Origin of the sequence: Neorhizobium sp. T6_25 (assembly GCF_002968555.1) — a bacterium.
Taxonomy (GTDB): Bacteria; Pseudomonadota; Alphaproteobacteria; order Rhizobiales; family Rhizobiaceae; genus Neorhizobium.
In genome coordinates, this window is record NZ_PVBL01000002.1 from 369,908 (window position 1) to 394,481 (window position 24,574).

Annotated in this window: 20 protein-coding genes; 11 read left to right on the forward strand and 9 right to left on the reverse strand. The window is 62.9% G+C overall.

Annotated features, from left to right (window positions below):
- Positions 1-104 precede the first annotated feature (104 nt).
- The 3 genes from C5L10_RS03945 to mazF all read left to right on the forward strand — a co-directional run bounded on the left by C5L10_RS03945 (position 105) and on the right by mazF (position 1,317).
- Complete coding sequence (locus C5L10_RS03945) at positions 105-587, forward strand: Hsp20 family protein (protein ID WP_046668362.1); 483 nt, start codon at positions 105-107, stop codon at positions 585-587.
- A gap of 152 nt (positions 588-739) precedes the next feature.
- Complete coding sequence (locus tag C5L10_RS03950) at positions 740-982, forward strand: AbrB/MazE/SpoVT family DNA-binding domain-containing protein (protein WP_105428601.1); 243 nt, start codon at positions 740-742, stop codon at positions 980-982.
- Positions 982-1,317 (forward strand): endoribonuclease MazF, encoded by a 336-nt coding sequence (mazF, locus tag C5L10_RS03955; protein WP_105428602.1) that lies wholly within the window; start codon positions 982-984, stop codon positions 1,315-1,317. Before C5L10_RS03950 ends, mazF begins: the two co-directional genes overlap by 1 nt.
- Before the next feature lie 17 nt (positions 1,318-1,334).
- Here the strand turns inward: mazF and C5L10_RS03960 are convergent, their stop codons facing one another.
- On the reverse strand, positions 1,335-2,336 hold the full coding sequence (locus C5L10_RS03960; protein ID WP_105428603.1) for a bile acid:sodium symporter family protein: 1,002 nt from the start codon (positions 2,334-2,336) through the stop codon (positions 1,335-1,337).
- 88 nt (positions 2,337-2,424) lie between these two features.
- Here C5L10_RS03960 and C5L10_RS03965 point away from each other — a divergent pair, with 88 nt between their 5' ends.
- Positions 2,425-3,282, forward strand: a complete 858-nt coding sequence (locus tag C5L10_RS03965; RefSeq protein ID WP_105428604.1) for a LysR family transcriptional regulator — start codon at positions 2,425-2,427, stop codon at positions 3,280-3,282.
- A 9-nt stretch (positions 3,283-3,291) separates the two neighbouring features.
- Here the strand turns inward: C5L10_RS03965 and C5L10_RS03970 are convergent, their stop codons facing one another.
- The gene (locus tag C5L10_RS03970; protein WP_105428605.1) at positions 3,292-4,344 is read right to left on the reverse strand and encodes a low specificity L-threonine aldolase; all 1,053 of its coding nucleotides are present in this window, start codon (positions 4,342-4,344) and stop codon (positions 3,292-3,294) included.
- A 477-nt stretch (positions 4,345-4,821) separates the two neighbouring features.
- Between C5L10_RS03970 and gltB the strand changes: the two genes are divergently transcribed.
- From gltB to C5L10_RS03985, 3 genes are read left to right on the forward strand one after another with little or no spacing between them, the layout of a single operon-like run.
- Positions 4,822-9,555, forward strand: a complete 4,734-nt coding sequence (gene gltB, locus C5L10_RS03975; protein ID WP_371411911.1) for a glutamate synthase large subunit — start codon at positions 4,822-4,824, stop codon at positions 9,553-9,555.
- Positions 9,556-9,608: 53 nt separating this feature from the next.
- The gene (locus C5L10_RS03980) at positions 9,609-9,851 is read left to right on the forward strand and encodes a hypothetical protein (RefSeq protein ID WP_105428607.1); all 243 of its coding nucleotides are present in this window, start codon (positions 9,609-9,611) and stop codon (positions 9,849-9,851) included.
- Between the two features lie 33 nt (positions 9,852-9,884).
- A complete protein-coding gene (locus C5L10_RS03985; protein ID WP_105428608.1) occupies positions 9,885-11,339 on the forward strand; it encodes a glutamate synthase subunit beta in 1,455 nt (484 codons plus the stop codon).
- A 67-nt stretch (positions 11,340-11,406) separates the two neighbouring features.
- On the opposite strand, the gene C5L10_RS03990 is transcribed toward C5L10_RS03985, so the two are convergent.
- Positions 11,407-12,705 (reverse strand): GDSL-type esterase/lipase family protein, encoded by a 1,299-nt coding sequence (locus C5L10_RS03990; protein WP_105428690.1) that lies wholly within the window; start codon positions 12,703-12,705, stop codon positions 11,407-11,409.
- A 66-nt stretch (positions 12,706-12,771) separates the two neighbouring features.
- Positions 12,772-13,992 carry a lytic murein transglycosylase gene (locus C5L10_RS03995; protein ID WP_105428609.1) on the reverse strand — a complete coding sequence of 407 codons (1,221 nt, stop codon included), beginning with the start codon at positions 13,990-13,992 and terminating at the stop codon, positions 12,772-12,774.
- A gap of 200 nt (positions 13,993-14,192) precedes the next feature.
- On the opposite strand from C5L10_RS03995, the gene galU reads away from it, so the two are divergent.
- On the forward strand, positions 14,193-15,080 hold the full coding sequence (galU, locus tag C5L10_RS04000) for a UTP--glucose-1-phosphate uridylyltransferase GalU (protein ID WP_105428610.1): 888 nt from the start codon (positions 14,193-14,195) through the stop codon (positions 15,078-15,080).
- A gap of 106 nt (positions 15,081-15,186) precedes the next feature.
- Here the strand turns inward: galU and C5L10_RS04005 are convergent, their stop codons facing one another.
- Positions 15,187-16,731: an outer membrane beta-barrel protein gene (locus C5L10_RS04005; protein WP_105428611.1), complete on the reverse strand. Its 1,545-nt coding sequence runs from the start codon at positions 16,729-16,731 to the stop codon at positions 15,187-15,189.
- 145 nt (positions 16,732-16,876) lie between these two features.
- Between C5L10_RS04005 and C5L10_RS04010 the strand changes: the two genes are divergently transcribed.
- A complete protein-coding gene (locus C5L10_RS04010) occupies positions 16,877-17,872 on the forward strand; it encodes an SIS domain-containing protein (protein ID WP_105428612.1) in 996 nt (331 codons plus the stop codon).
- Positions 17,873-17,921: 49 nt separating this feature from the next.
- Here the strand turns inward: C5L10_RS04010 and C5L10_RS04015 are convergent, their stop codons facing one another.
- Together C5L10_RS04015 and C5L10_RS04020 are read right to left on the reverse strand one after the other, a co-directional pair.
- Positions 17,922-18,380, reverse strand: a complete 459-nt coding sequence (locus C5L10_RS04015; RefSeq protein ID WP_105421896.1) for an NfeD family protein — start codon at positions 18,378-18,380, stop codon at positions 17,922-17,924.
- Between the two features lie 3 nt (positions 18,381-18,383).
- Positions 18,384-19,421 carry an SPFH domain-containing protein gene (locus C5L10_RS04020; protein WP_046634717.1) on the reverse strand — a complete coding sequence of 346 codons (1,038 nt, stop codon included), beginning with the start codon at positions 19,419-19,421 and terminating at the stop codon, positions 18,384-18,386.
- 193 nt (positions 19,422-19,614) lie between these two features.
- On the opposite strand from C5L10_RS04020, the gene queC reads away from it, so the two are divergent.
- Both queC and C5L10_RS04030 read left to right on the forward strand, forming a co-directional pair.
- Entirely contained in the window at positions 19,615-20,325 is a 711-nt protein-coding gene (queC, locus tag C5L10_RS04025) for a 7-cyano-7-deazaguanine synthase QueC (RefSeq protein ID WP_105428613.1), read from the forward strand.
- Between the two features lie 87 nt (positions 20,326-20,412).
- Positions 20,413-21,168 carry an MBL fold metallo-hydrolase gene (locus tag C5L10_RS04030; protein ID WP_105428614.1) on the forward strand — a complete coding sequence of 252 codons (756 nt, stop codon included), beginning with the start codon at positions 20,413-20,415 and terminating at the stop codon, positions 21,166-21,168.
- 52 nt (positions 21,169-21,220) lie between these two features.
- Here the strand turns inward: C5L10_RS04030 and hemH are convergent, their stop codons facing one another.
- The gene (gene hemH / locus C5L10_RS04035) at positions 21,221-22,255 is read right to left on the reverse strand and encodes a ferrochelatase (protein WP_105428615.1); all 1,035 of its coding nucleotides are present in this window, start codon (positions 22,253-22,255) and stop codon (positions 21,221-21,223) included.
- A gap of 179 nt (positions 22,256-22,434) precedes the next feature.
- Positions 22,435-24,498 carry a 5'-nucleotidase C-terminal domain-containing protein gene (locus C5L10_RS04040; protein ID WP_105428616.1) on the reverse strand — a complete coding sequence of 688 codons (2,064 nt, stop codon included), beginning with the start codon at positions 24,496-24,498 and terminating at the stop codon, positions 22,435-22,437.
- Positions 24,499-24,574: the final 76 nt, after the last annotated feature.

Genomic DNA, 24,574 nt, shown 5'->3' on the forward strand with positions numbered 1-24,574 from the left:
ACTCTGCGGGCGCCAAACGGGTCCGCTGAACGGGACCGCATCGCCAATCAAGGGATGCGCAAACCCAGATGAAAACCGCAACGTCGCTTCCCAAGGAGGACTCCATGCGTCACGTCGATTTCTCGCCTCTTTATCGTTCCACCGTCGGTTTCGACCGTCTTTTCAACCTGCTCGACAATCGCGGGCCGGCCGACCAGACCCCGAGCTACCCGCCCTACAATATCGAGCGGACCGGCGAAAACACCTATCGCATTACCATGGCCGTTGCCGGTTTCGACGAAAAGGAACTGAGCCTTGAAGCCCATGCCAACGTGCTGACCGTCAAGGGTGAAAAGAGCGAAGACGAAACCGCTGCCGAACAGAGCGAATACCTCTATCGCGGCATCGCCAAGCGCGCCTTCGAGCGCCGCTTCCAGCTCGCCGATCATGTCGAAGTGCAGTCCGCTTCGCTGAAGAACGGCCTGCTCCATATCGACCTCCTCCGGAACATTCCGGAAGCCATGAAGCCCCGTCGCATCGCGATTGCCGCAGACGCAGTCGCTCCGAAGACGATCGAGGCTCAGGTCACCCCGCAGCAGGTCAACTAACCCGCTGCCGGGCACCCGGCCGATATATTCGAGCAAGCCCAATGCGGCCCTTCCTCTTGGGGGAAGGGCCGTTTTCCGTTTTTGGGGGAGTTAGTTGACCGCTTGGCTCTAGGTCTCTATTGTATCGACAATGTATCTACCTGGAGCGACCCATGCGCGTGACGGTCAAAAAATGGGGTAACAGCGCCTCCGTGCGCATCCCCGCCGCCGTCATGGAGGCTGCGCAGCTGCAGATCGACACGGTCGTGGATGTGTCGGAGGAAAACGGGCGGATCATCATCGAGCCGGTGCGGGACGCGGAACTCGATCTCGACCAACTCATTGCGGGGATGACACCCGACAACCTTCACGAGGAAATCGATTTTGGAGTGCCTGTCGGCAAGGAAGCCCTATGATGGCTGCTTCCTATGTTCCAGAGGCCGGCGATATCGTCTGGCTGGAATTTTCTCTACAGGCGGGACATGAGCAGGCCGGGCGCCGGCCTGCGGTCGTGCTGAGTCCGCAAAGTTACAATCGCTTCGGCTTGATGCTGTGCTGCCCGATGACCACCAGGCGGAAGGGATATCCTTTCGAAGTGGCGATCGGCGACGACGGCAACAGCACGGCCCTTGCCGACCAGGTGAAGAGCCTCGACTGGAAGGCGCGCAGTGCGCAGCGGAAGGGCCGGGTTTCAACCCGTGAGCTTTCCCAGATCAGGGCCAAAGCAGGTGCGCTGATCGGCAAGCCCTGATCAGCGCTACCGGCCCCTCAAGCCGCAGCCGGTGCCACGACCGTATCCTTCTTCGCCTTCAGGCGGTTCGCATACTTTTGAGCAATGACGGCGCAGGCCATGAGTTGGATCTGGTGGAAGAGCATCAGCGGCAGGACGATGGCGCCGATCGATGAGGACTGGCCAGCGAAGATGGCATTGGCCATCGGCACGCCGCTTGCGAGCGACTTTTTCGAACCGCAGAAGGTGATGGTGATTTCGTCTTCCTTGTTGAAGCCCAGCGCCCGGCTGCCGAACATGGTGATGCAGATAACGACCGCCAGAAGCGCCATGTCGACGAGGATGACGACGCCGATATCGAGCGCCGAAAAGGTGTGCCACAGACCTTCCATCACCGCCTCCGAGAAGGCGAGATAAACGACCATCAGGATCGAGCCGCGGTCGACGGGCGCGAGCATCTTCTTCTTCGAGCGGATCCAGTTGCCGATCCAGGGCTGCAGGATCTGGCCGACGACGAAGGGGGCGAGAAGCTGCAGCAGGATGCTTTCCAGCGCATCCCAGGAGAAACCGGCGTCACCGGTGGTCGAAAGCAGGATGCCGGCGAGAAGCGGCGTCAGGAACATGCCGAAGATGTTGGAGCCAGAAGCGGCGCAGATTGCCGCCGGCACGTTGCCGCCGGCGATCGATGTGAATGCGATCGAGGACTGCACGGTCGAAGGAAGCACGCAGAGGAAGAGGATGCCGGCATAAAGCGGCGCCGCCAGGATATCTTCCGGAATAAATCCGATCATCAGCCCGAGAACGGGGAAGATCGCGAATGTCGTCAGGAGGATCGTCAGGTGCAGGCGCCAATGCAGGATACCCGCCACCACCACATCCCGCGACAGGCGGGCGCCATGCAGGAAGAACAGCAGGCCGATGGCGATGTCGGTGGCGACGTTGAACCAGTCGGCATAGACGCCGTGGATCGGCAGAACCGAGGCGAGGATGACGGTGCAGACGAGAAGGACCGTGAAGCGGTCCGGCAGAAAACGGCTCATGGGCGGATTCCTCGAGTTTGAGGATTTACCCCTCCCTTATCATGAAGCAGAATTCAACCACTAACAGTTATCACGATATTGGATAGCCATGCTGAACCTTCATCATTTGAACAGCTTCGTCATGCTGCAGCAGACCGGCAGTTTTACCGAGGCGGCGGCCCGGCTGGGGATCGGCCAGTCGACCGTCACCCAGCATATCCAGCGGCTCGAAAAATCGCTCGGCCGCCAATTGGTGTTTCGCGATACCCATCAGGTGAAGCTGACGGCGGAAGGCGAGGCGCTGCTCGGCCATGCGCGCGGCATGCTGGATATGAACGGCAAGGTCGCCTCGCTGTTCGGCGAGAGCCGGTTGCGCGGACGGCTGCGGCTCGGGGTTTCGGAAGACGTGGTGGCGAGCCGGCTGACGTCGATCCTCGAAGATTTCATCCGGCTTTATCCGCTGGTCGATCTGGAACTGACCGTGGCCCTCTCGGCCGTGCTCTACCAGATGCAGGACATTGGCGATCTCGACCTGGTGCTCGCCAAGCGGCATATCGGCGAGACGCATGGGCGGCTGCTTTATCGCGAACCGCTGGTCTGGCTGGCGCGCGATCCGGACCATGCCCTGTCGCGCGGCGATGCGTTGCCGCTGATCGCGTTTCCGCCGCCGAGCATCACAAGGCGCGTCGCCCAGGAAGCGCTCGACCGGGAAAAGATGGCTTGGCGGATCGTCTGCACCTGCGGCAGCTTGAGTGGGCTCACCGCTGCGGCGCGGGCCGGCATGGGCGTGCTCGTCCAGCCACGCAGCATGGCACCGGCGGGGCTCAAAGAAATCCCCGCGGACCGGCTGCCGGTGCTGGAAGACGTGGAATTCGTTCTGGTCCCGCGGCGCGGCGCCGATGCCGCGCTCGTGGAAGCGCTGTCGAGCCTGATCGTGGCGCAGATCGCGCCTCAGCATCAGGTGTAGGTCGAGGCTTCAGCCGGCTTTGCAGATCGCCAAAAACTGGTCGATGTCCTCTTCGGTGGTGGCGAACGAGGTGACGAGGCGGATCAGGGTTTCGTCGTCCCTGACCGGCTCCGGCATGTTGGTCGGCACCGGCCAGCCGTAGAATTTTGCACCCCTTGCTTCGGCTGCTTCGGCCGACGCCTTGTTGAGCACGGCGAAAACCTCGTTGGAGGTCGTGTCCCAGGCAAGCCGCGTGCTGTTCAGCGAGCCGATGCCGGCGCGCAGGCGGTCGGCCATGCTGTTGGCGTGGCTTGCCATGTTGAGCCAGAGGCCATCCTGCAGGTAGGCGTCGAACTGGGCCGAGATGAAGCGGGTCTTGGAAAAGAGCTGGGCGGCGCGCTTGCGGATGAAGGCGAAGTCCCTGGCGAGGTCCCGATTGAAGAACACGATTGCTTCGGCACACCAGCAGCCGTTCTTGGTGCCGCCGAAGGAGAGGATGTCGATGCCGCGTTTCCAGGTCATTTCGGCGGGCGAGACGTCGAGCGAGACCAGCGCGTTGGCGAAGCGGGCGCCGTCCATATGCACGGGCAGGCCGTTCGCCTTTGCTATCGCGGTGATCGCGTCGATCTCGTCGAGCGTGTAGATGGTGCCGGTCTCGGTCGCCTGGGTGAGGGTGACGGCGGCGGCGCGGCCGTGATGCAACGAATCCTGCGGAAAGCCGGCGATCCGGGCGCTGAGCTTCTCCGGATCCATCTTGCCGTCTTCGCCTTCGACGGGGACCATGCGCATGCCGGAAAAGAAGTCCGGCGCCCCGCATTCGTCTTCGATCACATGCGCTTCCGAATGGGAAAAGGTGACGCCGCCGACCCGCGCGATGCTGGCAAGCGACAGCGAATTGGCTGCCGTGCCGGTGGAGACGAAATAGACCGAGACCTCCCGTTCGAAGATCTCGTTGAAACGGGCTTCGACCGCCTTGTCGAGATCGCTGTTGCCATAGGCGGCGGCAAACCGGGTCGACTCCTTGGAGAGGCGTTCATTGATGGATGGATGGGCGCCGGCCCAATTGTCGGAAGCGAAAAACATTCTGAAAAATACCCTGGAAGTTTTGTCTCGGAAGCGTGGGGAGATTAATCTTTTTGAACCGGTAATCAATCGGCGAGGGTGGCGGGCGGGCCAAAACGGTTAGGTCAGCACGCGCCACGCTTTAAAAGGTGGCCGATGTAATTAAATTTCGACATCTACGCCATTCGGCGTAATCTTCTGTCGTCAGGTGCGGCAGATTTTTAACAACCGCTCTTGTCGCGGGTTAACTTCTATGGCATAGATTTTAGAAATTAGGACAGAAGTACTGTCCTAATTTCGGGAAAAGAAGCGCCAATGGATGCGTCTTTCCCGCTGACGTTCGCGCCGATCCGCGTTATGCTGCGCTGCAAAGCTGCAACTCACGCCGGAGCGGCGCCATCGCATGAAACACGGGGTGGAGCTTAGGCTTGTCATCCCCAAGAGACAATTGAGAGCCACTTTGCCCGCTGCCGAAGGCGGCCAACAGGAGGAATGACGATGACGAAGACCATCTCCGAGATATCAGGCCCGGCTCATCACGCCGAAGCCCCGATGTCGGCCGAGACGACAGTTCGCGTTCCATTTGTCGCCGGCGGTTTGCCGATGGCCCAGGGCCTCTATCACCCGCGCAACGAGCACGATGCCTGCGGCGTCGGCTTCATCGCCCATATGAAGGGCAAGAAGTCGCACCAGATCGTCAAGGACGGCCTGTTCATCCTCGAAAACCTGACGCATCGCGGTGCGGTCGGTGCCGACCCGCTGATGGGCGATGGCGCGGGCATTCTGGTGCAGATCCCCGATCGGTTCTTCCGCGAGGAAATGGCAAAGCAGGGCGTCACCCTGCCGAAGGCCGGCGAATATGCCGTCGGTCACATCTTCATGCCGCGCAAGGCGGAGGAGATCGAGCACTACAAGAAGGTGATCGAGGACGTCATAGCGGAAGAGGGGCAGCAGTTCCTCGGTTTCCGCGACGTGCCGGTCGACAACTCGTCGCTTTCCAAGGCGCCGGATATCGCCGCCACCGAGCCGCATCACGTCCAGGTCTTCATCGGCGCGGGCAAGGACGCTGCGACGAACCATGATTTCGAGCGCAAGCTTTTCCTGATCCGCAAGGTGATCTCCAACCGCATCTATGATGCATTCGGCGGCGTCGACATGGGTTTCTATCCGGTGTCGCTGTCGTCCTCGACGATCGTCTACAAGGGCATGTTCCTCGCCTATCAGGTCGGTGCCTATTATAAGGACCTCGCCGATCCTCGGTTCGAGACGGCGGTGGCGCTGGTGCACCAGCGCTTCTCGACCAACACCTTCCCGTCCTGGAAGCTCGCGCATCCTTACCGGATGGTCGCCCATAACGGCGAAATCAACACGCTGCGCGGCAACGTCAACTGGATGGCGGCGCGCCAGGCGTCGGTCTCTTCGCCTCTCTTCGGCGACGATATTTCCAAGCTCTGGCCGATCTCCTACGAAGGCCAGTCGGACACGGCCTGTTTCGACAATGCGCTCGAGTTCCTCGTGCGCGGCGGGTATTCGCTCGCCCATGCGGTGATGATGCTGATCCCGGAAGCCTGGGCCGGCAACCAGTCGATGTCGAAGGAGCGCAAGGCCTTCTACGAATACCACGCCGCCCTGATGGAGCCGTGGGACGGCCCGGCTGCCGTTGCCTTCACCGACGGTCGCCAGATCGGCGCGACGCTCGACCGCAACGGCCTGCGTCCGGCCCGCTACATGGTCACCGATGACGACCGCATCATCATGGCGTCCGAAGCGGGCGTCCTGCCGGTGCCGGAAGAGCGCATCGTCAAGAAGTGGCGCCTGCAGCCCGGCAAGATGCTGCTGATCGACATGGAAAAGGGCCAGATCATCTCCGACGAGGAGCTGAAGTCCGAACTTGCGACCAAGCATCCCTACGGCAAGTGGCTGGACAAGACCCAGCTCATCCTCGAAGACCTGAAGCCGGTGGAGCCGCGGGCGCTGCGCCGCGACGTGTCGCTGCTCGACCGTCAGCAGGCCTTCGGCTACACGTCGGAAGACACCAAGATCCTGATGTCGCCGATGGCGACGACGGGCCAGGAAGCCGTCGGCTCGATGGGCACCGACACGCCGATCTCCGCGATGTCTGAAAAGTCGAAGCTGCTCTACACCTATTTCAAGCAGAACTTCGCGCAGGTCACCAACCCGCCGATCGATCCGATCCGCGAAGAACTCGTCATGAGCCTCGTGTCGTTCATCGGTCCGCGCCCGAACATCCTCGACCACGAGGGTGCGGCGAACGCCAAGCGTCTGGAAGTGCGCCAGCCGATCCTGACCAATGGCGATCTCGAAAAGATCCGCTCGATCGGCCACACGGAAGACCGGTTCGACACCAAGACGCTCGATTTCACCTATGACATCGAGCGTGGCGCCGAAGGCATGCCGGAAATGCTCGACCGTCTTTGCGAACGTGCGGAAGCCGCGGTCAAGGGCGGCTATAACATCATCGTGCTGTCCGACCGCCAGATCGGCCCGGACCGGATCGCCATCCCGGCTCTACTGGCGACCGCTGCCGTGCATCATCACCTGATCCGCAAGGGGCTCAGGACCTCGGTCGGCCTCGTCGTCGAATCCGGCGAGCCGCGCGAGATCCATCACTTCTGCTGTCTCGCCGGTTATGGCGCAGAAGCCATCAACCCCTATCTCGCCTTCGACACGCTGACCGACATGCACATGCGCGGCGAGTTCCCCAAGGAAGTGGATTCCTCGGAAATCGTCTATCGCTATATCAAGGCGGTCGGGAAGGGCATCCTCAAGGTCATGTCCAAGATGGGCATCTCGACCTACCAATCCTATTGCGGCGCGCAGATCTTCGACGCCATCGGCCTGTCTTCGGGTCTGATCGAGAAGTATTTCTTCGGTACGGCGTCGAACATCGAAGGCGTCGGTCTGGAAGAGATCGCCCAGGAAACGGTTTCCCGGCACCATGCCGCCTTCGGCAAGGACCCGGTTCTGGCCTCCACGCTCGATATCGGCGGCGAATATGCCTACCGGATGCGCGGCGAAAGCCATGCCTGGACGCCGGACGTGGTCGCGACGCTGCAGCACGCGGTGCGCGGCAACAGCCAGGAGCGTTACCGCGAATTCGCCGAGATGGTGAACGAGACGGCGGTGCGGATGAACACCATCCGCGGCCTGTTCAAGATCAAGAAGGCCGGTGAGATCGGCCGCACGCCTGTCTCGATCGACGAGGTGGAGCCGGCTGTCGACATCGTCAAGCGCTTCTCGACCGGCGCCATGTCGTTCGGCTCGATTTCCCGCGAAGCGCATACGACGCTGGCGATTGCCATGAACCGGATCGGCGGCAAGTCGAACACCGGGGAAGGCGGCGAGGAAAGCGATCGCTACATGCCGCTGCCGGACGGTTCTCAGAACCCGGAACGCTCGGCGATCAAGCAGGTCGCGTCCGGCCGCTTCGGCGTCACGACCGAATACCTGGTCAACGCCGACATGCTGCAGATCAAGGTGGCCCAGGGTGCAAAGCCCGGCGAAGGCGGCCAGCTGCCCGGCCACAAGGTCGATGCAACGGTTGCCAAGACCCGGCATTCGACGCCGGGCGTCGGCCTGATCTCGCCGCCGCCGCACCATGACATCTATTCGATCGAAGACCTGGCGCAGCTGATCTACGACCTGAAGAACGTCAACCCGACCTCGGACATTTCCGTCAAGCTCGTCTCGGAAGTGGGCGTCGGCACGGTTGCCGCAGGCGTGGCCAAGGCGCGCGCCGACCACATCACGGTTGCCGGCTTCGACGGCGGCACCGGCGCTTCGCCGCTCACCTCGCTGAAGCATGCGGGCTCGCCTTGGGAAATCGGCCTTGCCGAAACCCAGCAGACGCTGGTGTTGAACGGCCTTCGCTCGCGCATCGCGCTGCAGGTCGACGGTGGCCTGAAGACCGGCCGCGACGTCATCATCGGCGCGCTGCTGGGTGCCGACGAGTTCGGTTTCGCGACGGCTCCGGTCATCGCCGCCGGCTGCATCATGATGCGCAAGTGCCACCTGAACACCTGTCCGGTGGGCGTGGCGACGCAGGACCCGGTCCTGCGCAAGCGCTTCAAGGGCACGCCGGAGCATGTCATCAACTACTTCTTCTTCGTCGCCGAAGAAGTGCGCGAGATCCTGGCATCGCTCGGCTTTACCCGCTTCGACGAGATCATCGGCATGGTCGAGCTTCTGGAAAAGGACGAGATGATCGCCCACTGGAAGTCCAAGGGCCTCGATTTCTCGAAGATCTTCCACAAGGTGGAGGCTCCGAAGGAGGCGACCTACTGGACGCAGCGCCAGAAGCATCCGATCGACGACATTCTCGACCGCAAGCTGATCGAGAAGTCGCAGGCTGCCCTTGAGAACAAGGAGCCGGTGGTCTTCGAAGTGCCGATCAAGAACGTCGACCGTTCCGTCGGTGCCATGCTTTCGGGGGCGCTTGCCAAGCGCTGGCGCCATAAGGGCCTCAAGGACGACACGATCCATGTGACGCTGCGCGGCACGGCCGGACAGTCGTTCGGTGCATTCCTTGCGCACGGCATCACCTTCGATCTGGTCGGCGACGGCAACGACTATGTCGGCAAGGGCCTGTCGGGCGGCCGCATCATCGTGCGCCCGCCGGAGAACTCCAGGATCGTCGCGGAGAACTCGATCATCGTCGGCAATACTGTGCTCTACGGCGCGATCACCGGCGAATGCTATTTCCGCGGCGTTGCCGGCGAGCGCTTCGCCGTTCGCAACTCCGGCGCGATCGCGGTGGTCGAGGGCGTGGGTGACCATGGCTGCGAATACATGACCGGCGGCATCGTCGTCGTGCTCGGGGAAACCGGTCGCAACTTCGCGGCGGGCATGTCCGGCGGCGTCGCCTACGTGCTCGACGAGAGCGGCGATTTTGCCAAGCGCTGCAACATGGCGATGGTCGAACTCGAGCCGGTTCCGGAAGAGGACGACATGCTGGAGAAGTTGCACCATCACGGCGGCGACCTCATGCACAAGGGACGCGTCGACGTTTCCGAGGACATGACGCGCCACGACGAGGAGCGCCTCTACCAGCTGATCTCCAACCACCTGCATTACACGGGCTCCAACCGCGCCAAGGAAATCCTCGACCGCTGGAGCGAATACCGCCCGAAATTCCGCAAGGTCATGCCGGTCGAATACCGCCGCGCTCTCGTGGAGATGGAGCGGATGCGGATGGGCGTCGCTGCGGAGTGATTTAAGTGTCGGCGCCGCGTGTTATGAGTTCTTAACTCAGGATGGAGGCGCCGATGGGACCAATAGCGAAAGAGCACAAAGGTAACATCATCAGAGAAGGCAATCGTCGTCTCGTTGTAATTCCGGATGATTTCTTTCTCGAAGGAGAAAAGATCATCATTCGTCAGGAAAGGGATGGAGCAATTACGGTCCATCCTGCGGAAGATGCGGCACGCGAGGCCATGCGGGACAGGTTCAATCCATTCACGGAATGGGAAAACGATACCTGGCCAGAGACGGTGAAGCCTTTCGAATAACTGGCTGCGGTAGCGGCGAAGTAGAGGTAGAACATGGGCAAGGTAACGGGTTTCCTGGAGATCGACCGGCAGGTGGGCAAGTATCAGCCGGCCTCCGACCGCATCCGCCATTTCCGCGAATTCACCATCCCGATGTCGGATGCGGAGGTCACCAAGCAGGCGGCGCGCTGCATGGACTGTGGCATTCCCTATTGCCACGGCCCGACCGGCTGTCCGGTTCACAACCAGATCCCGGACTGGAACGACCTCGTCTACAACAACAAGTGGGAGGAGGCGATCCGCAACCTTCATTCCACCAACAACTTTCCGGAATTCACCGGCCGCGTCTGCCCCGCTCCTTGCGAGGAAGCCTGCACGCTGAACCTCGAGGATGCGCCGGTCGCGATCAAGACGGTCGAGCAGGCGATCGCCGACAAGGCCTATGAGCTCGGCTTCATCGCGCCGCAGCCGGCAACCGTTCATACCGGCAAGAAGGTGGCGATCATCGGCTCCGGTCCCGCCGGCATGGCGGCTGCCCAGCAGCTCGGCCGCGCCGGCCATGAAGTGCACGTTTACGAGCGCGAGTCCAAGGCTGGCGGCCTGCTGCGCTACGGCATTCCGGACTTCAAGATGGAGAAGAACTTTATCGACCGCCGGGTCGAGCAGATCACCGGCGAAGGCGTGACCTTCCATTACGGCGCCAATATCGGCGTCGATATCCCGGTCGAGAAGCTGATCGCCGAGCATGATGCGGTACTTTATTGCGGCGGTTCGGAAACCCCGCGTCCGGCCGGCATTCCAGGCGTCGATCTGCATGGCGTCTATGACGCGATGCCTTACCTCGTGCAGCAGAACCGCCGCCTCGGCCGCGAGAACATCGAGAGCGTCGCCTGGGCGGCCGATCCGATCCTGGCAGGCGCCAAGCATGTGGTCGTCGTCGGCGGCGGCGATACCGCGTCCGACTGCGTCGGCACGGCCTTCCGTCAGGGCGCCGTCAAGGTGACCCAGCTCGACATTCGCCCACAGCCGCCTGAAAAGGAAGACAAGCTCGCCGTGTGGCCGTTCTGGGCCACCAAGATGCGGACCTCGTCCAGCCAGGCCGAAGGTGCGGTGCGCGAATTCCAGGTGGCGACGCTCGAATTCGTCGGCGAAGACGGCCAGCTCGTTGGCGTGCGCTGCTGCGAAGTCGACGAGCGCCGCAAGCCGATCGCCGGCACCGATTTCATCATCAAGGCCGATCTCGCCTTCATCGCCATCGGTTTTTCCGGTCCGCTGACGGACGGGGTTCTAAACGAGCTCGAAGGCAAGCTGACGTTGAATGTCGACCGTCGCGGCTCGACCAACGTGGTCGCCAACGACAAGGACTACAAGACTTCGGTCGACAAGTTCTGGACCGCCGGCGACGTGCGCCGTGGCCAGTCGCTGGTCGTCTGGGCGATCCGCGAAGGCCGCCAGGCGGCGCGCGCGATCGACGAGGCGCTGATGGGAAGCTCGGTTCTGCCGCGATAAGGCGGGAGGACCGGGATTCAGTAACGTGGGAGCAATCTTGCTCCCACGCCGACAATGACAACTGCTGCTACCGCGCCACTTTCACCCGATAATCATCGATCCGTCCGGCCGGCGCCGGGGCGAGTTCGCCGCGCCTGACCAGTTTGTCGCGCGGTGTTTCGACGAGGAGGGAGGGGAGCGGGGCGGCACCGAGAAGGTCCTTGCCGCCGTCGAGTTCGGGGTCTGAGAGGCTGATCGGATGGGTGGGAACGGCTTGGCCGGGCGAGGCGGGAAGGGCTGACAGCGCCGGCAGGTTGGAACCGTCGAGCTTGACGACATCGGGGCTTGCCATTTCCCCGAGATGGCGGCGGGCCAGCTTTTCCACGTAGAAGGCGAGCTTCTGCTTGCCGGCCTTGGTGAAGGTGATGCCGTCGGAACCGCGCAGGCGTACCTGCTGACCGTTGACGTCCGAACCGGTGATGACGAACTTGCCGTCCTCGTCGACGAAACCCTCCCAGATATCGACGAATTCGCCGCCGGCCTTTTCCGCCTGGTTGCGATAGATTGCATTGAGCGTCACGGCGTCGGCGGTCGCAACCGGCGACTGGAAGGAAGGCAGGCCGACCCAGAGGAGCGGCAGCTTGCGTGCGGCGACGATGCCGACAAGTTCGGTCACCCGCCGCTCGTATTCCTTGAACCAGGCGTCGCTGCGGAACTTTTCCTTGGTGCTGCCGATCGTCATCTGCTGGCGGTCGTTGGCACCGAGCATGATGACGACGACGGCGGGTTTCACCTCGTCAAGCATGGCGGGAAGCTCGGCCGCCCAGTCGAAGTGATCCTCGCGGACGAGACCTGAGGAGCCGTCGCTGCGCTCAGTGATCGCAACGCCGGGGGCGGTGGCAAACGCCGTTTCCAGCTCGCTGCCGATGCCGCCGGCCATGAAGTCGCCGACCACCAGGACCTGCTTGGCATTATCGATTTTTGCGACCGGTTCCGGCGCCAGCGGCGCGATCGGCTGCACCGGGCGGGGGGCGGCGGCCCGTCCCGTGCTGCGGCGCGGCCGCGGCTTCATCTCGATGATCGAGCCGTCGCGGTCGTAACGGCGGCGGCCGTAGGGGGCGGGCCGCTCATAGCGGTCGTCGCGCTCGTAACGCGGACCGCCGAACAGGTAATCGAAAAGGTTGCGGCGCGGGATGGGCTCCTGGGCGGCAGCCGGCGACAAGCCGGCCGGCAGGGCGAGCAGCACCGCGAGGAGGAGAAGGGCCAGGCGCACCCATCCCCAGTTTCGCACGCCCCAGTTTCGGACGCCCTTGTCCGGTCGACGCCTGTTCCGCCAGGCACCGTTCTGGACGGTCTCTTTTTGCCCGGATTTATGCAAAGCCTTCATGCCTCCGCCGTCCCGCATACCTTGCGGGAGCTTCCCTCAAACGATGTGGCGCGATATGCCTTCTTGTCAACGCAAAGCTTCGAGAAGCGACTTCGAGGGCTCGCCGTTCTGCTGCATGCCGAGGCGTTTCTGGATCGCCGAGATCGCGGCCTTCGAGCCGGAACCGAAATTGCCGTCCACTTCGCCCTCGTAATAACCGAGCTGCTTCATGCGGTTCTGCAGCTCGAACTTCTGCTTGATGTCCAGCGTGCCTTCGGGGCGCGGCCAGCTCTGCTGGACGCCGCCGAAACCGGCGATCTCGTCGGCGAGCAGGCCGACCGCCAGCGCGTAACTGTCGGCGGCGTTGTATTTCTTCACGGTGAAGAAATTGCCGAGCATCAGGAAGGCCGGGCCGGTCTCGCCGGCCATCAGCTTCAGCGTCGCCCGGTCGGTGCCGCGGGGGAAATTTTTGCCGTTCGCGCGCGCGAAACCGAGCTTCGCCCATTCGCCGAGGGTCTTGGTCTGGCCTTCGTGACGGGCGCCGCCCGCCGGCAGCACCGTTTCATAACCCCAGGTCTTGCCGCTCTGCCAGCCGTTCTTGGCAAGCAGGTTGGCGGAGGTGGCGAGCGCATCCGGAACCGAATGCCAGATATCACGCTTGCCGTTGCCGTCGGCATCGATCGCGTAGAGCAGGTAGCTGGTCGGGATGAACTGGGTATGGCCCATGGCGCCGGCCCAGGAGCCGGTCAGCTGCTTGGGCGTGATATCCCCCGACTGCAGGATCTTCAGCGCGGCGATGAGCTGGTTGCGGGCGAACTTGGCGCGTTTGGGATCACCCCAGGCAAGCGTCGCCAGCGCCTGCGGCACGTGGTGGAGGCGGTCGGGATTTTCGAGCGCCGCCCCGTAGTTGGATTCCATTGACCAGATGGCAAGCAGGATGTTCCTGTCGACGCCGAAATGGCGCTCAAGGGAGGCCAGCGTCGAGCCGTGCTTGGCCGCCATCTCGCGACCGATCTTGACGGTGTAGGGGTTTACGCGGCTGTCGAGATAATCCCAGATCCTGGACTTGAATTCCGGCTGAAAATTCGCCTTCTCAAGCACGTCCCGGTCTGGTTCACTGACGCCGGCGAACGCCCGGTCATAGGTGGAGCGGGTGATACCGCTTTTGGCTGCGGTGTCGTAGAATTTCGTGATCCACGTCTTGAAACCGGCGTCTGCCTGGGCATCTATCGGCATGGCCGCAGCGGCGAGCCCGGCGATCAGGGAGAAAGCAAACCCACGAAGGAGGTTGGTGCGAAGCGTCTTCATCGGCAGTCGGGTCCATTCTTCTTTTACCAAGCCTTGCGGCAAGAGTGGCATGCGGCTTAACGATGTAATAACAGGATTGGGTCAACAAATTCTTTACCATAGAAACCCGACCCGCGGCAGTCTTTGCGAAACGGTAGCAATTCGTCATTAGATGCCGAGATTTGAATATTTGCACAATGACGTGCTTTCAGGAGGCATGAGTGGCACAACAACAAAAGATCCGTAAGGCAGTGTTTCCGGTAGCAGGTCTGGGCACGCGCTTCCTGCCCGCGACCAAGGCGGTGCCGAAGGAAATGCTGACCGTGGTCGACAAGCCGGTCATCCAGTACGTCGTGGATGAGGCCGCGGAAGCCGGGATCGAACATTTCGTCTTCGTGACCGGACGCGGCAAGGGGGTCATCGAGGACTATTTCGACATCCAGTACGAGCTGGAACAGATGCTGCGCGAGCGCAACAAGAATGCCGAGCTGACGCTGCTCGCCGGCCTTCTGCCGGTTGCCGGCACCGCCAGCTTCACGCGCCAGCAGGTGCCGCTCGGCCTCGGCCACGCGGTCTGGTGCGCCCGCGATATCGTCGGCAACGAACCTTTCGCGGTCCTGCTTCCCGACATGATCATGGCCGGCGGCAAGGGCTGCCTCAAGGGCATGGTCGATCTTTACGCCGAAAGCGGCGGTAACGTCATCGCCGTGCAGGAATGCGATCCGGACCAGGCCCATAAATACGGCATCGTCGGCATCGGCGCGCCGGTCGGCGAAGGTTTCAAGATCACCCAGATGATCGAAAAGCCCGCCAAGGGCACCGCGCCGTCCAACCTCTACATCAACGGCCGCTATATCCTGCAGCCGGAGATCTTCAAGATCCTGGAAACCCAGGAACGCGGCGCCGGCAACGAGATCCAGCTCACCGACGGCATGCTGACGCTCGCCAAGGCCCAGGAATTCGCGGCCTATCCGTTCAAGGGCGATACGTTCGACTGCGGCGCCAAGGACGGCTTCATCCTGGCAAACCTCGCCTTCGCCCTGCAGCGCCCCGATATCCGTCCGGCGATCGAGGGGCCGATGAAGGCGCTGCTCGCCTCGCTGAAGTAAATTTCTCCGCCCGGTGATTGCCGGTCCGGGCGTCACGCAAACCCCTCATGGTCCTGCTATGAGGGGTTTTGTTTTTTAGCTACGCAATTGACCTCGTTGCCGGAAATCAACGTTTCAAGGTGAGGCCGACGCCGGCGCGGACGATCTTGTCGTTGGTGCCGCCGCCGCCCGCCTGTTCGTATTCGATGTCGCCGGTCAGGTCGAGATAACGGTTGATCGCCCAGGTGAGGCCGGCGCCGCCGATCCAGACCGTTTCGTCGCTCGGGCCACCGTTCGGGAAATCGCGCAAGGTCGAACTGCCGGTCAGCCGGGCGATGAGGTTGTCGCGCATCTCATGGGTCAGTGCTGCCGTCGCCTGGTATTCCACCCAGCCGCTCTGGCCGGGCGTGGTCGAGTCCTGCACCGTGGTGCGCAGGCCGAGATCGACATTGGTGCCGCGCTGCGGCGACCAAGTGGCGGTGCCGTTGAGGGTGACCGCGCCGACCGATTTCAGGCGGTCGTCCTCGTAGTCGACGATCTCGTAACCGGTGCCGATTTCGCCGCGCAGCTTTTCGCCGAGATCGAATTCGACGCCGGTGCGCGCCGCATAGCTCTGCGACGAACGGGCGTAGCCGGAATTGTCGCGCCTGAGGTCGTAGAACGTGCGGCCGGTCGCCACTTCCACGTAGGGGACGAGGGCCGGCGAGAGTTCGTAGCCGAGCCGAAGGCGGCCGTCGATGCCGGTCCGGTTACGGTCCTTCGTGCTGACGACCGTGCCGTCGGAGAGTTTTGCATCCGTATAGGCGGCGCGGGAAACATCGAGTGCGGCGGTGCCGCGGACCTTGCCGAAGTCGCGCTGGACGGAGGCGCCGCCGGTGAATTCATGAACGCCCGGCTGGGTCGATGCGCCGCCGAGCGCATTCGGATCGTAGTCGTCCTCGCGGGAGAACCGATAACCGCCGGTGATATGGGCGACCGTATCGTTGGAGAGATCGAGGCGCAGGTCCGCATTGACGTTCGCTTCCGGCTGCTCGCCTTGGCTGCTGCTGCCGAGGTTGCGTTCCAGCGTGCCTTCACCGGTGACCGTCAACGAATGGCGCGACCAGTCGGAGGTCAATGTGCCGCGGATCGCCGTCGACAGGTAATCGCGGCGGATCTTGGTGCCGTTCGAGCGGCGGGTCTCGGTGTCGATGCTCTGGTTGATCGAGGGGCGGAGCAGGAAACTGCCCATCCGGATGCCGGTCGGATCGCCCGGCTCGCGGGGTTGTTCCTGGGTTTCGACAGGCTCCGCGCCGCGGTCGAGCGGCTCTTCGCGCGGCTGGTTCAGGTCGTCCTCGTAGGGAGGTTCCTGGTTGGCCGCCTGGTTGCGGCCGGGCGTGGTGCCCGTCGTGAGATTGGGATCGCTCGCATTCTGGTCGTCGGCGGCGTTGGCACCAGTGGCAGCGTTCGTCGTCGGCTGGGCTGAGGTGCTGCCTCTCAATGCTGTGTTGGAGGCCGTGTTCGAAGTCGGCGACGTGGCGTTCGCGACCGAGGGAAGAGAGCCGTTCTGCGGCGGAAATACGCTGCGGGTCTGGGCGGCTGCGGGTGAAACAAGCGCCGAACAGGCCAGCAGAAGGCCGAGTGCCGCCCGGCGCCTCTGACGCGTCCCGCCTGTCGTTGTGGTGATCTTCATAGGCCTGCCCGGCAATCGCAAATGCTTACCCAAACGTAAAGCCATGTGGTTAACGTTTGGTTGCGACGCCACGTGCGGTGGCCAACTTAGTGGCCCCGCGCCAAAGCCGATAGACTTGATGGGTGAAAAGCGTTAAGGCTTGCCCATGATCAAGAGAGCTTTGCAACTGGTCGAGAACGACCTTGTCGATTCCGCCTTGAGGACAATTTCCTTCGGGAAACAAGGACTTAATGCGCTGGAGCTGGCGCTTCAGAACGGCCTTGGCGACGCCTTCCGCAAGGCCGCGGAACTGATCGGCGACATCGACGGCAGGGTCGTCGTGACCGGCATCGGCAAGAGCGGACATATCGGCCGCAAGATCGCCGCCAGCCTCGCTTCGACCGGCACGCCATCCTTCTTCGTGCATCCCGTCGAAGCCAATCACGGCGATCTCGGCATGATCGGCTCGGGTGACGTGGTGCTGGCTCTGTCGTGGAGCGGCGAGACCGCCGAACTGCAGGGCATCGTTTCTTTCACCCGCCGCTTCTCCATTCCGCTGATCGCCATGACGTCGGGAGAGATTTCGACGCTGGCCCGCGAGGCCGATGCCGTTCTGCTGCTGCCCAAGGAACAGGAAGCCTGCCCGCACGGTCTGGCGCCGACCACCTCGACGCTGATGCAGCTTGCGATGGGCGATGCGCTTGCCGTGGCGCTGCTCGAAGCACGCGGTTTCTCGGCAACCGATTTCCGCGTCTACCATCCGGGCGGCAAGCTCGGGGCGATGCTCAGCCATGTCGGCGACCTGATGCATACCGGCGATCGAATGCCTCTGGTCAAAAAGGGCGTCCTCATGCTGGAGGCGATCGAGGAACTGTCGCGCAAGCGCTTCGGCTGCGTCGGCATAGTCGACGAGGATGGCAGCCTCTGCGGCTTCATCAGCGATGGCGATATTTCCCGGCACCTTCATCTCGATCTGCGCGAAACGCTGGTCGACGATGTGATGACGCTCAACCCGAAGACCGTCAGCAAGGAAACGCTTGCCACGAAGGCCATGGCGCTGCTCAACAAGCACAGCATCGGCGCGCTGCTCGTCGTCGATGAGGAGCGCAAGCCGGTCGGCATCGTCCATTTCCACGACCTGCTGCGCGTCGGCGTCGCCTGATATTCAGTCAGGCTCCAAGGCGCTTTAAGCCGCTTTCCGACGGGAAGAACTACGCCGCTTCGACCGTCAGGTCCCGTCCGCTCGCCGCCACCACCTTCACCTGCGTGCCGGCCGGCAGGTCCGGTCCCATTACCGACCACCATGTATCGTCGAGCCGGATGCGCCCGCGCCCCTCGGCGATCGGTTCGTGGAGAGTTGCGGTGCGCCCGACCAGGCTTTCGCCGCGACGGTTGAGATTGGGCTCGTCCGTCGCCTGGTTGCGGCTGGAATAGAAACGGCGGCCGGCCAGTGCGAAGGCGCCGGAAAGCACCGCGAAGAGCAGGAGCTGGACGTGCCAGGTCCAGAAGGCCGCGTCCCAGAGCGCCAGAGACAGCACGCCGATGACGATCGCGGCGGCGCCGATCCAGATCAGGAAGACGCCGGGTGCCGCGAGCTCGGCCGCGAGAAGGACGACACCCAATATCCACCAGCTCCAGGGACCGAGATTGACCACAGCATCATGCAGCATGGCTCAGGTCTCTGAGGAATTCGGGTTGAACGGATTGAGGACCGGCGTGGTGCGCGGGCCGGGCTGGGGACGCGGGCCGGCAGGCGGGCGCGGCGGTGCTGCGGGCCCGGAACCATCGCCGAAAACGTCCTTTGCAATGGCGCCGATGCCGCCGAGCGAACCGATGACCGACGAAGCCTCCAGCGGCATCAGCACGATCTTCGAGTTCGGTGCCTTGCCGATCGCCGCCAGCGCCTCGATGTATTTCTGAGCCACGAAATAGTTGATCGCCTGCACGTCGCCGGCGGCGATCGCCTGCGAGACGGACTGGGTCGCCTTGGCTTCGGCTTCCGCCAGACGCTCGCGAGCTTCCGCCTCGCGGTACGCGGCTTCGCGCTTGCCTTCGGCTTCGAGGACGGCTGCCTGCTTGGCGCCTTCGGCGCGCAAAATCTGGGCGCTGCGGGAACCTTCCGCCTCGAGGATCTGCGCGCGCTTCTCGCGCTCGGCCTTCATCTGCCGTCCCATCGATTCGACAAGGTCGGCCGGCGGCTGGATGTCCTTGATCTCGACGCGGGTGACCTTGATACCCCAGGGGCCGACGGCCTCGTCGACGACGCGCAGCAGGCGTTCGTTGATGACTTCGCGATTGGAAAGCAGCTCGTCGAGATCCATCGAGCCCATGACCGAGCGTATATTGGTCATGGTGAGGTTCTGGATGGCGTTCTGCAGGTTGGAAATCTGGTAGGCGGCCTGGGCCGGATTGAGCACCTGGTAGAAGGCGACCGCATCTGCGGAGACGCTGGCATTGTCCTTGGTGATGACTTCCTGTGTCGGGATGTCGAGGACCTGCTCCATGACGTTCATGCGGACCCCGATGCGCTCGATGAAGGGCGTCAGGATGTTGAGGCCGGGCTCCAGCGTGCGCGTATAGCGGCCGAAGCGCTCCACGGTGTAACGATAACCCTGCGGCACGGTCTTGATCCCGGCGAACAGGACCAGGATGATCAGCAGTACGACGCCGATCACGACGATATCGAAGCCACCCAGGCCGCCCAAGTTCATGACATTCCTCCATTGCAGGCGGTAAGTCCGCCAGATCACACGTGATGAGTTAGCACGTTCTTTACAGGGAAGAAATGACAGCCCGACCGCTGTTGATGTCGCCCGGGTTATTCACAAGGACGCGTTGCCGGTCTAGGAAGCGGGCTCGAACACCCGGTCGCAGCCTACCCGGTCAAAACAAGGATGAAAGCCCATGAAAACCATCGTCGTCTGCTCCGGCGGACTGGATTCCGTTTCGCTCGCCCACAGGATTGCTGCCGAACAGCAGCTGCTGGGCCTGATCTCCTTCGACTATGGCCAGCGGCACCGCAAGGAACTCGATTTTGCGGCCGCCTGCGCCATCCGGCTGGGTGTCTTCCACGAGATCATCGACATGCGCGGCATCGGCAGCCGGTTGACCGGCTCGGCACTGACCGACGACGTGGAGGTGCCGGACGGGCATTATGCCGAGGAAACGATGCGGGTGACCGTGGTGCCGAACCGCAATGCAATCATGCTGTCGATCGCCTTCGGAGTGGCGGCGGCGCGAAACGCCGATGCGGTGGCGATCGCCGTGCATGGCGGCGACCATTTCATCTATCCCGACTGCCGGCCCGATTTCATCGACGCCTTCCAGGCGATGCAGGATCATGCGCTCGACGGCTACGCGTCGGTCCGGCTGCTTGCGCCTTACGTTCATGGATCGAAGGCCGACATCGTCACGGACGGCGCCCGTCACGCTACGCCGTTTGCCGAAACCTGGTCCTGCTACAAGGGCGGTGCCCGCCATTGCGGCCGCTGCGGCACCTGCGTCGAGCGGCGCGAAGCTTTCCACCTCGCCGGCATCGAAGACCCGACCGAGTATGAGGATCCGGATTTCTGGAGGGCGGCGACGGAAGGATTCAGGGCCGAGGAGACGCGTTGATAGAATGGCTGTCTCATCTAGAACCGTCATTGGACCATCACGGCGAACCGGTCCAGGCTTCGCATTCTTCCCACATGAGGTGCCTCGATGAAGCTTCAATTGATCCGCAATGCGACGCTCAAGCTCTCCTATGCGGGCCGCAGCATCCTGATCGATCCTTATTTCGCACCTCGTCACAGCCTGCCGTCCTATACCGGCAAATCCGCCAATCCGTTGACGGACTTGCCGCTTTCGGTGGAGGAGGTCTTGCAGGGTGTCGAACTGGTGATCGTCTCCCATCTCCATTCGGACCATTTCGATTCTGTGGCCAAACAACGTGTCCCAAAACATCTACCGCTGATCTGTCAGCCGGGCGATGAGGCGACGATCGCTGCAGAAGGTTTTACCGATGTGGAGCCGCTCGAGGGGGAGCTGGTCTGGCAAGGCATCACGATCACGCGCCGTGAAGGCAGCCACGGACTTGGTCCGGTCCGGGAAAAGATGGGGTCGGTGATGGGACTGACGCTTGCCGCGCCCGGTGAGCCGCTCATTTATTGGGCGGGCGATACGGTCCTTTATCCGCCGGTACTGGAGACGGTGGAGCGCGTCGTGCCCGATGTCATCGTCAGCCATTCCTGCGGCGCCCTCTGGGATGGCGACCTCATCGTCATGGATGCTGCGGAAACGATCGAGCTCTGCCGCTCCGCGCCTGAGGCCACGGTTGTCGCGGTGCATATGGAGGCGCTCGATCATGCCACCGTTTCGCGTGCACATCTGCGCGAGGCGGCTCACTTGGCCGGAATCGGCCCATCGCGCCTGCTGATTCCGGCAGACGGCGATGTGATCGACCTGCCCGCCCGCTGAAAGCGCTGGACCCGGAGAGGCAATAGATCAGGGGCGGCTGGAATGAGCCGGCTTACACCCAGCCCTGAAGTTCGCGGCGGACGACCTTTTCCAGCACGGTCATGCCACCCGGACTGTCGTTCAGACAGGGGATATGCGCGAACTTTTCGCCGCCATGATGCAGGAAGATCTCGCCCGCTTCACCGGCAATCTCTTCGAGCGTTTCGAGACAGTCGGAGACGAAGCCGGGGTTCATCACCGCGATCCGTTTGATACCGTCATGGGCGAGTTTTTCCACCGTCTTGTCGGTATAGGGCTGCAGCCATTCCTCCGGTCCGAAACGGGACTGGAAGGTGATCATGAAATTCTTGTCCGTGAAGCCAAGCGCCTCCTTCAGGAGCCGCGCGGTCTTCTGGCAATGACAGTGATAGGGATCGCCCGCCTTGAAATAGGATTGCGGGATGCCGTGGAAGGAGGCGATCAGCATCTCCGGCTCCCAGTCGAGGGCCGCGTATTTCGCCCTGACGGAGTCCGCCAACGCTTCGATATAGGCCGGCTCGTCGTGATAGGGGGGCACGGTGCGCAGGGCCGGCTGCCAGCGCAGCTTCATCAGGTGCTCGAAAGCCTTGTCGTTGACGGTAGCGGTGGTGGAGGCCGCATATTGCGGATAGAGCGGAAAGAGGAGGATCTTCTCGCAGCCCTTTTCCTTCAGCGCGTCGATGCGCTCGGCGATCGACGGCTTGCCGTAGCGCATCGCCCAATCGACGACGACATTCGGCAGGTCCTTCAGCCGCTCGGCCATCAGCTCGCCCTGGCTGCGGGTATAGGTGCGCAGGTAGCTCTCGTTCAAATCCTTGTTCCAGATCGCCTCATAGGCCTTGCCGACCTTCTGTGGCCGCTTGTTGAGCACGATGCCGTAGAGGATCGGATACCAGTAGAGCCGCGACCATTCGATCACCCGCTTGTCGGACAGGAACTCCGCCAGGTATCGCCGCATCGGCCAGTAATCCGTGCCGTCCGGGGTGCCGAGGTTGACGAGCAGCACGCCGACCTTGCCGAAACTCACCTTCGGATGATCGGAGGGCATGTGGGCGGAATGCGGATGCATGATGACCTTTCAAGGAGCGGACAAGGCGGATACGGGAGCGGCGCCTTTCCGGATCATTTAGGAATAAAAAACGGCCCAGGAAAGCCCGGGCCGGTATATGGGTCGGGACAAATTGTCCCGATCCGTTGTCTGAGGTCGCGGACCCGACCCTGGTCGGGTCGAGATGTCGCTGGACGGCGTTACTTGGCGGGCAGTTCCAGCTCGGCGCCGATCTCGATGTGGTTCGGGCGGCGCAACTTGTTGGCCTCGGCGATCTTCGTCCATTCCTCGCCATCGCCGTAGTGGCTTTCGGCGATATCCCAGAGCGAGTCACCCTTGACGACCGTATACTTGGTCGGGCCGGCCGGCTGCGGAGCGGCGGGAGCTGCCGGAGCTGGCTTTGCCGGAGCTGCGGCCATGCTGTTCGGGGCAGGAGCGGCCGGTGCGGGAGCCGCAGGAGCGGCCGGTGCGGAGGCGGTCGGTGCCGGCGCGGCAGGCGCAGCCGGGGCGGGTGCGGGTGCTGCAGGCGCCGGGCTGGCGGGTGCGGCCGCCATTGGAGCAGGCGCCGCCGGTGCGGGTGTTGCAGGAGCAGACGCAGTCGGTGCCGGCGGAGCTGCGGGCGCGGGCTTGGCCGGCGGGGTGTAGCTTGCCGGGGTCAGGTCGGTGATACGGCCGTCCGTATAGGGCTTGTAGGGGTTGCGGGCAGCCACGAATTCCGCCGTCACGTCCGCGAGGTCCGGACCGTAGTCATAGGCGTTCTTGCCGCCGGTCTTGAAGATGGCGTAACCGTCACCGCCTGCGCGCATGAAATTGTTGGTGGCGACACCGTATGTCTTGGCCGGGTCGATCGGCACGAACTTGTCGCCTTCCTTGACCTGCACGTCGCTGACCTTGGAGCCGGCCGGCTTCGACTTGTCGAAGGAGTATTTGAGGCCCGCGACCTGCGGGAAGCGGCCTGCGCCGTCATCGATCTGGCTGACGCCGTTTTCCAGCGCCTTGACGACATCGGCGCCGGTCAACTGGAAGGTGGCGAGCGTGTTCTGGAAGGGCAGGACGCTGACGACTTCGCCCTGGGTGACTTCGCCGGCATCGATCGAAGCGCGCAAGCCTCCGCCGTTCTGGATGGCGATGGTGATGCCCTGGTCCTTGGTGCGGTCGAGCATGGCATCGGCGACCAGGTTGCCCATCGAGCATTCCTTGGCGCGGCAGACGCGGCGGTCACCGTCGATCACGGCTTCGGAGGCGCCGACGACCTTCTTCTTCAGCTCCTCGATCGGCTTCTTGAGCTCCGTTACCCGCGCCGCGAAAGCTGCGTCCGGCTGGAAGGCCTTGTCAACCAGGATCGGATTGCCCTCGGCGCTCTTCACCACGCCGCTGTCGTCGAAGACGACCTTCATGTCGCCGAGATATTTCGAATACTGATAGGCCTGGACGACCGGCACCTTGTAGCCGCCCGGATTGTCCGACCAGGTCGGATAGGGGCCTGCGGCATCCTTGGCGGTGTTCGACAGGAGTGTATGCGTGTGGCCGCCGACGACGACGTCGACATCCGGGATCTTGGCGATCAAGGCGAGATCGCGCGGGTAACCGACATGGGTCAGCGCGATGATCTTGTCGACGCCTTGAGCCTTGAGGGACTGGACGGCTTCGGTGATCTTGGCGACATCGTCGGCGATCGTGATGTTCGGGCCGGGATTGGCGATCTCGGGGGTGTCGTTGGTGACGGCGCCGACGATGCCGATCTTCTGGCCGCCGACGGTCAGCACCAGCGACGGCTTGATGCGGTTGCCGATCTTGGCGGCGGCGCTCGGCACGACGTTGGCGGTGACGACCGGGAACTGGATCTTGTCGAGGAAGGTGGCGAGCACGTCGTCACTGTCGTCGAATTCATGGTTGCCGACGGTCATGGCGTCGAACTTCATGGCGTTCAGCGCTTCGGCTTCGGCCGCACCCTTGTAGGTCGTGTAGAAGAGAGAGCCCTGGAAGTTGTCGCCGCCGTTCAGGAGAATGACGTTCTTGTTCTCAGCCTTCAGCGCGTCGCGCGTCTGGTTGATCGCGGTCAGCAGCCGGGCCGCGCCGCCGAAGCATACGCCCTTGCCTTCATCCTCGGCCGAGCAGGTGGAATCCGTCGCGTTGATGGATTCCAGACGTGAATGAAAGTCGTTGATGTGTAGGATATTGAGCTCGAAATCGGCAAATGCCGCGCCGCTTGAAAGAGCCATGACCGAAGCGGTCAAAAGCCCAAACCTCAATTTCTTCTTCATCTGATCTCTCTCCTGTTTTTATTGGTCGGCTCTCTGCCGCCTGACTCCGACTGTTCTACCGTCCCACCGTGACAGT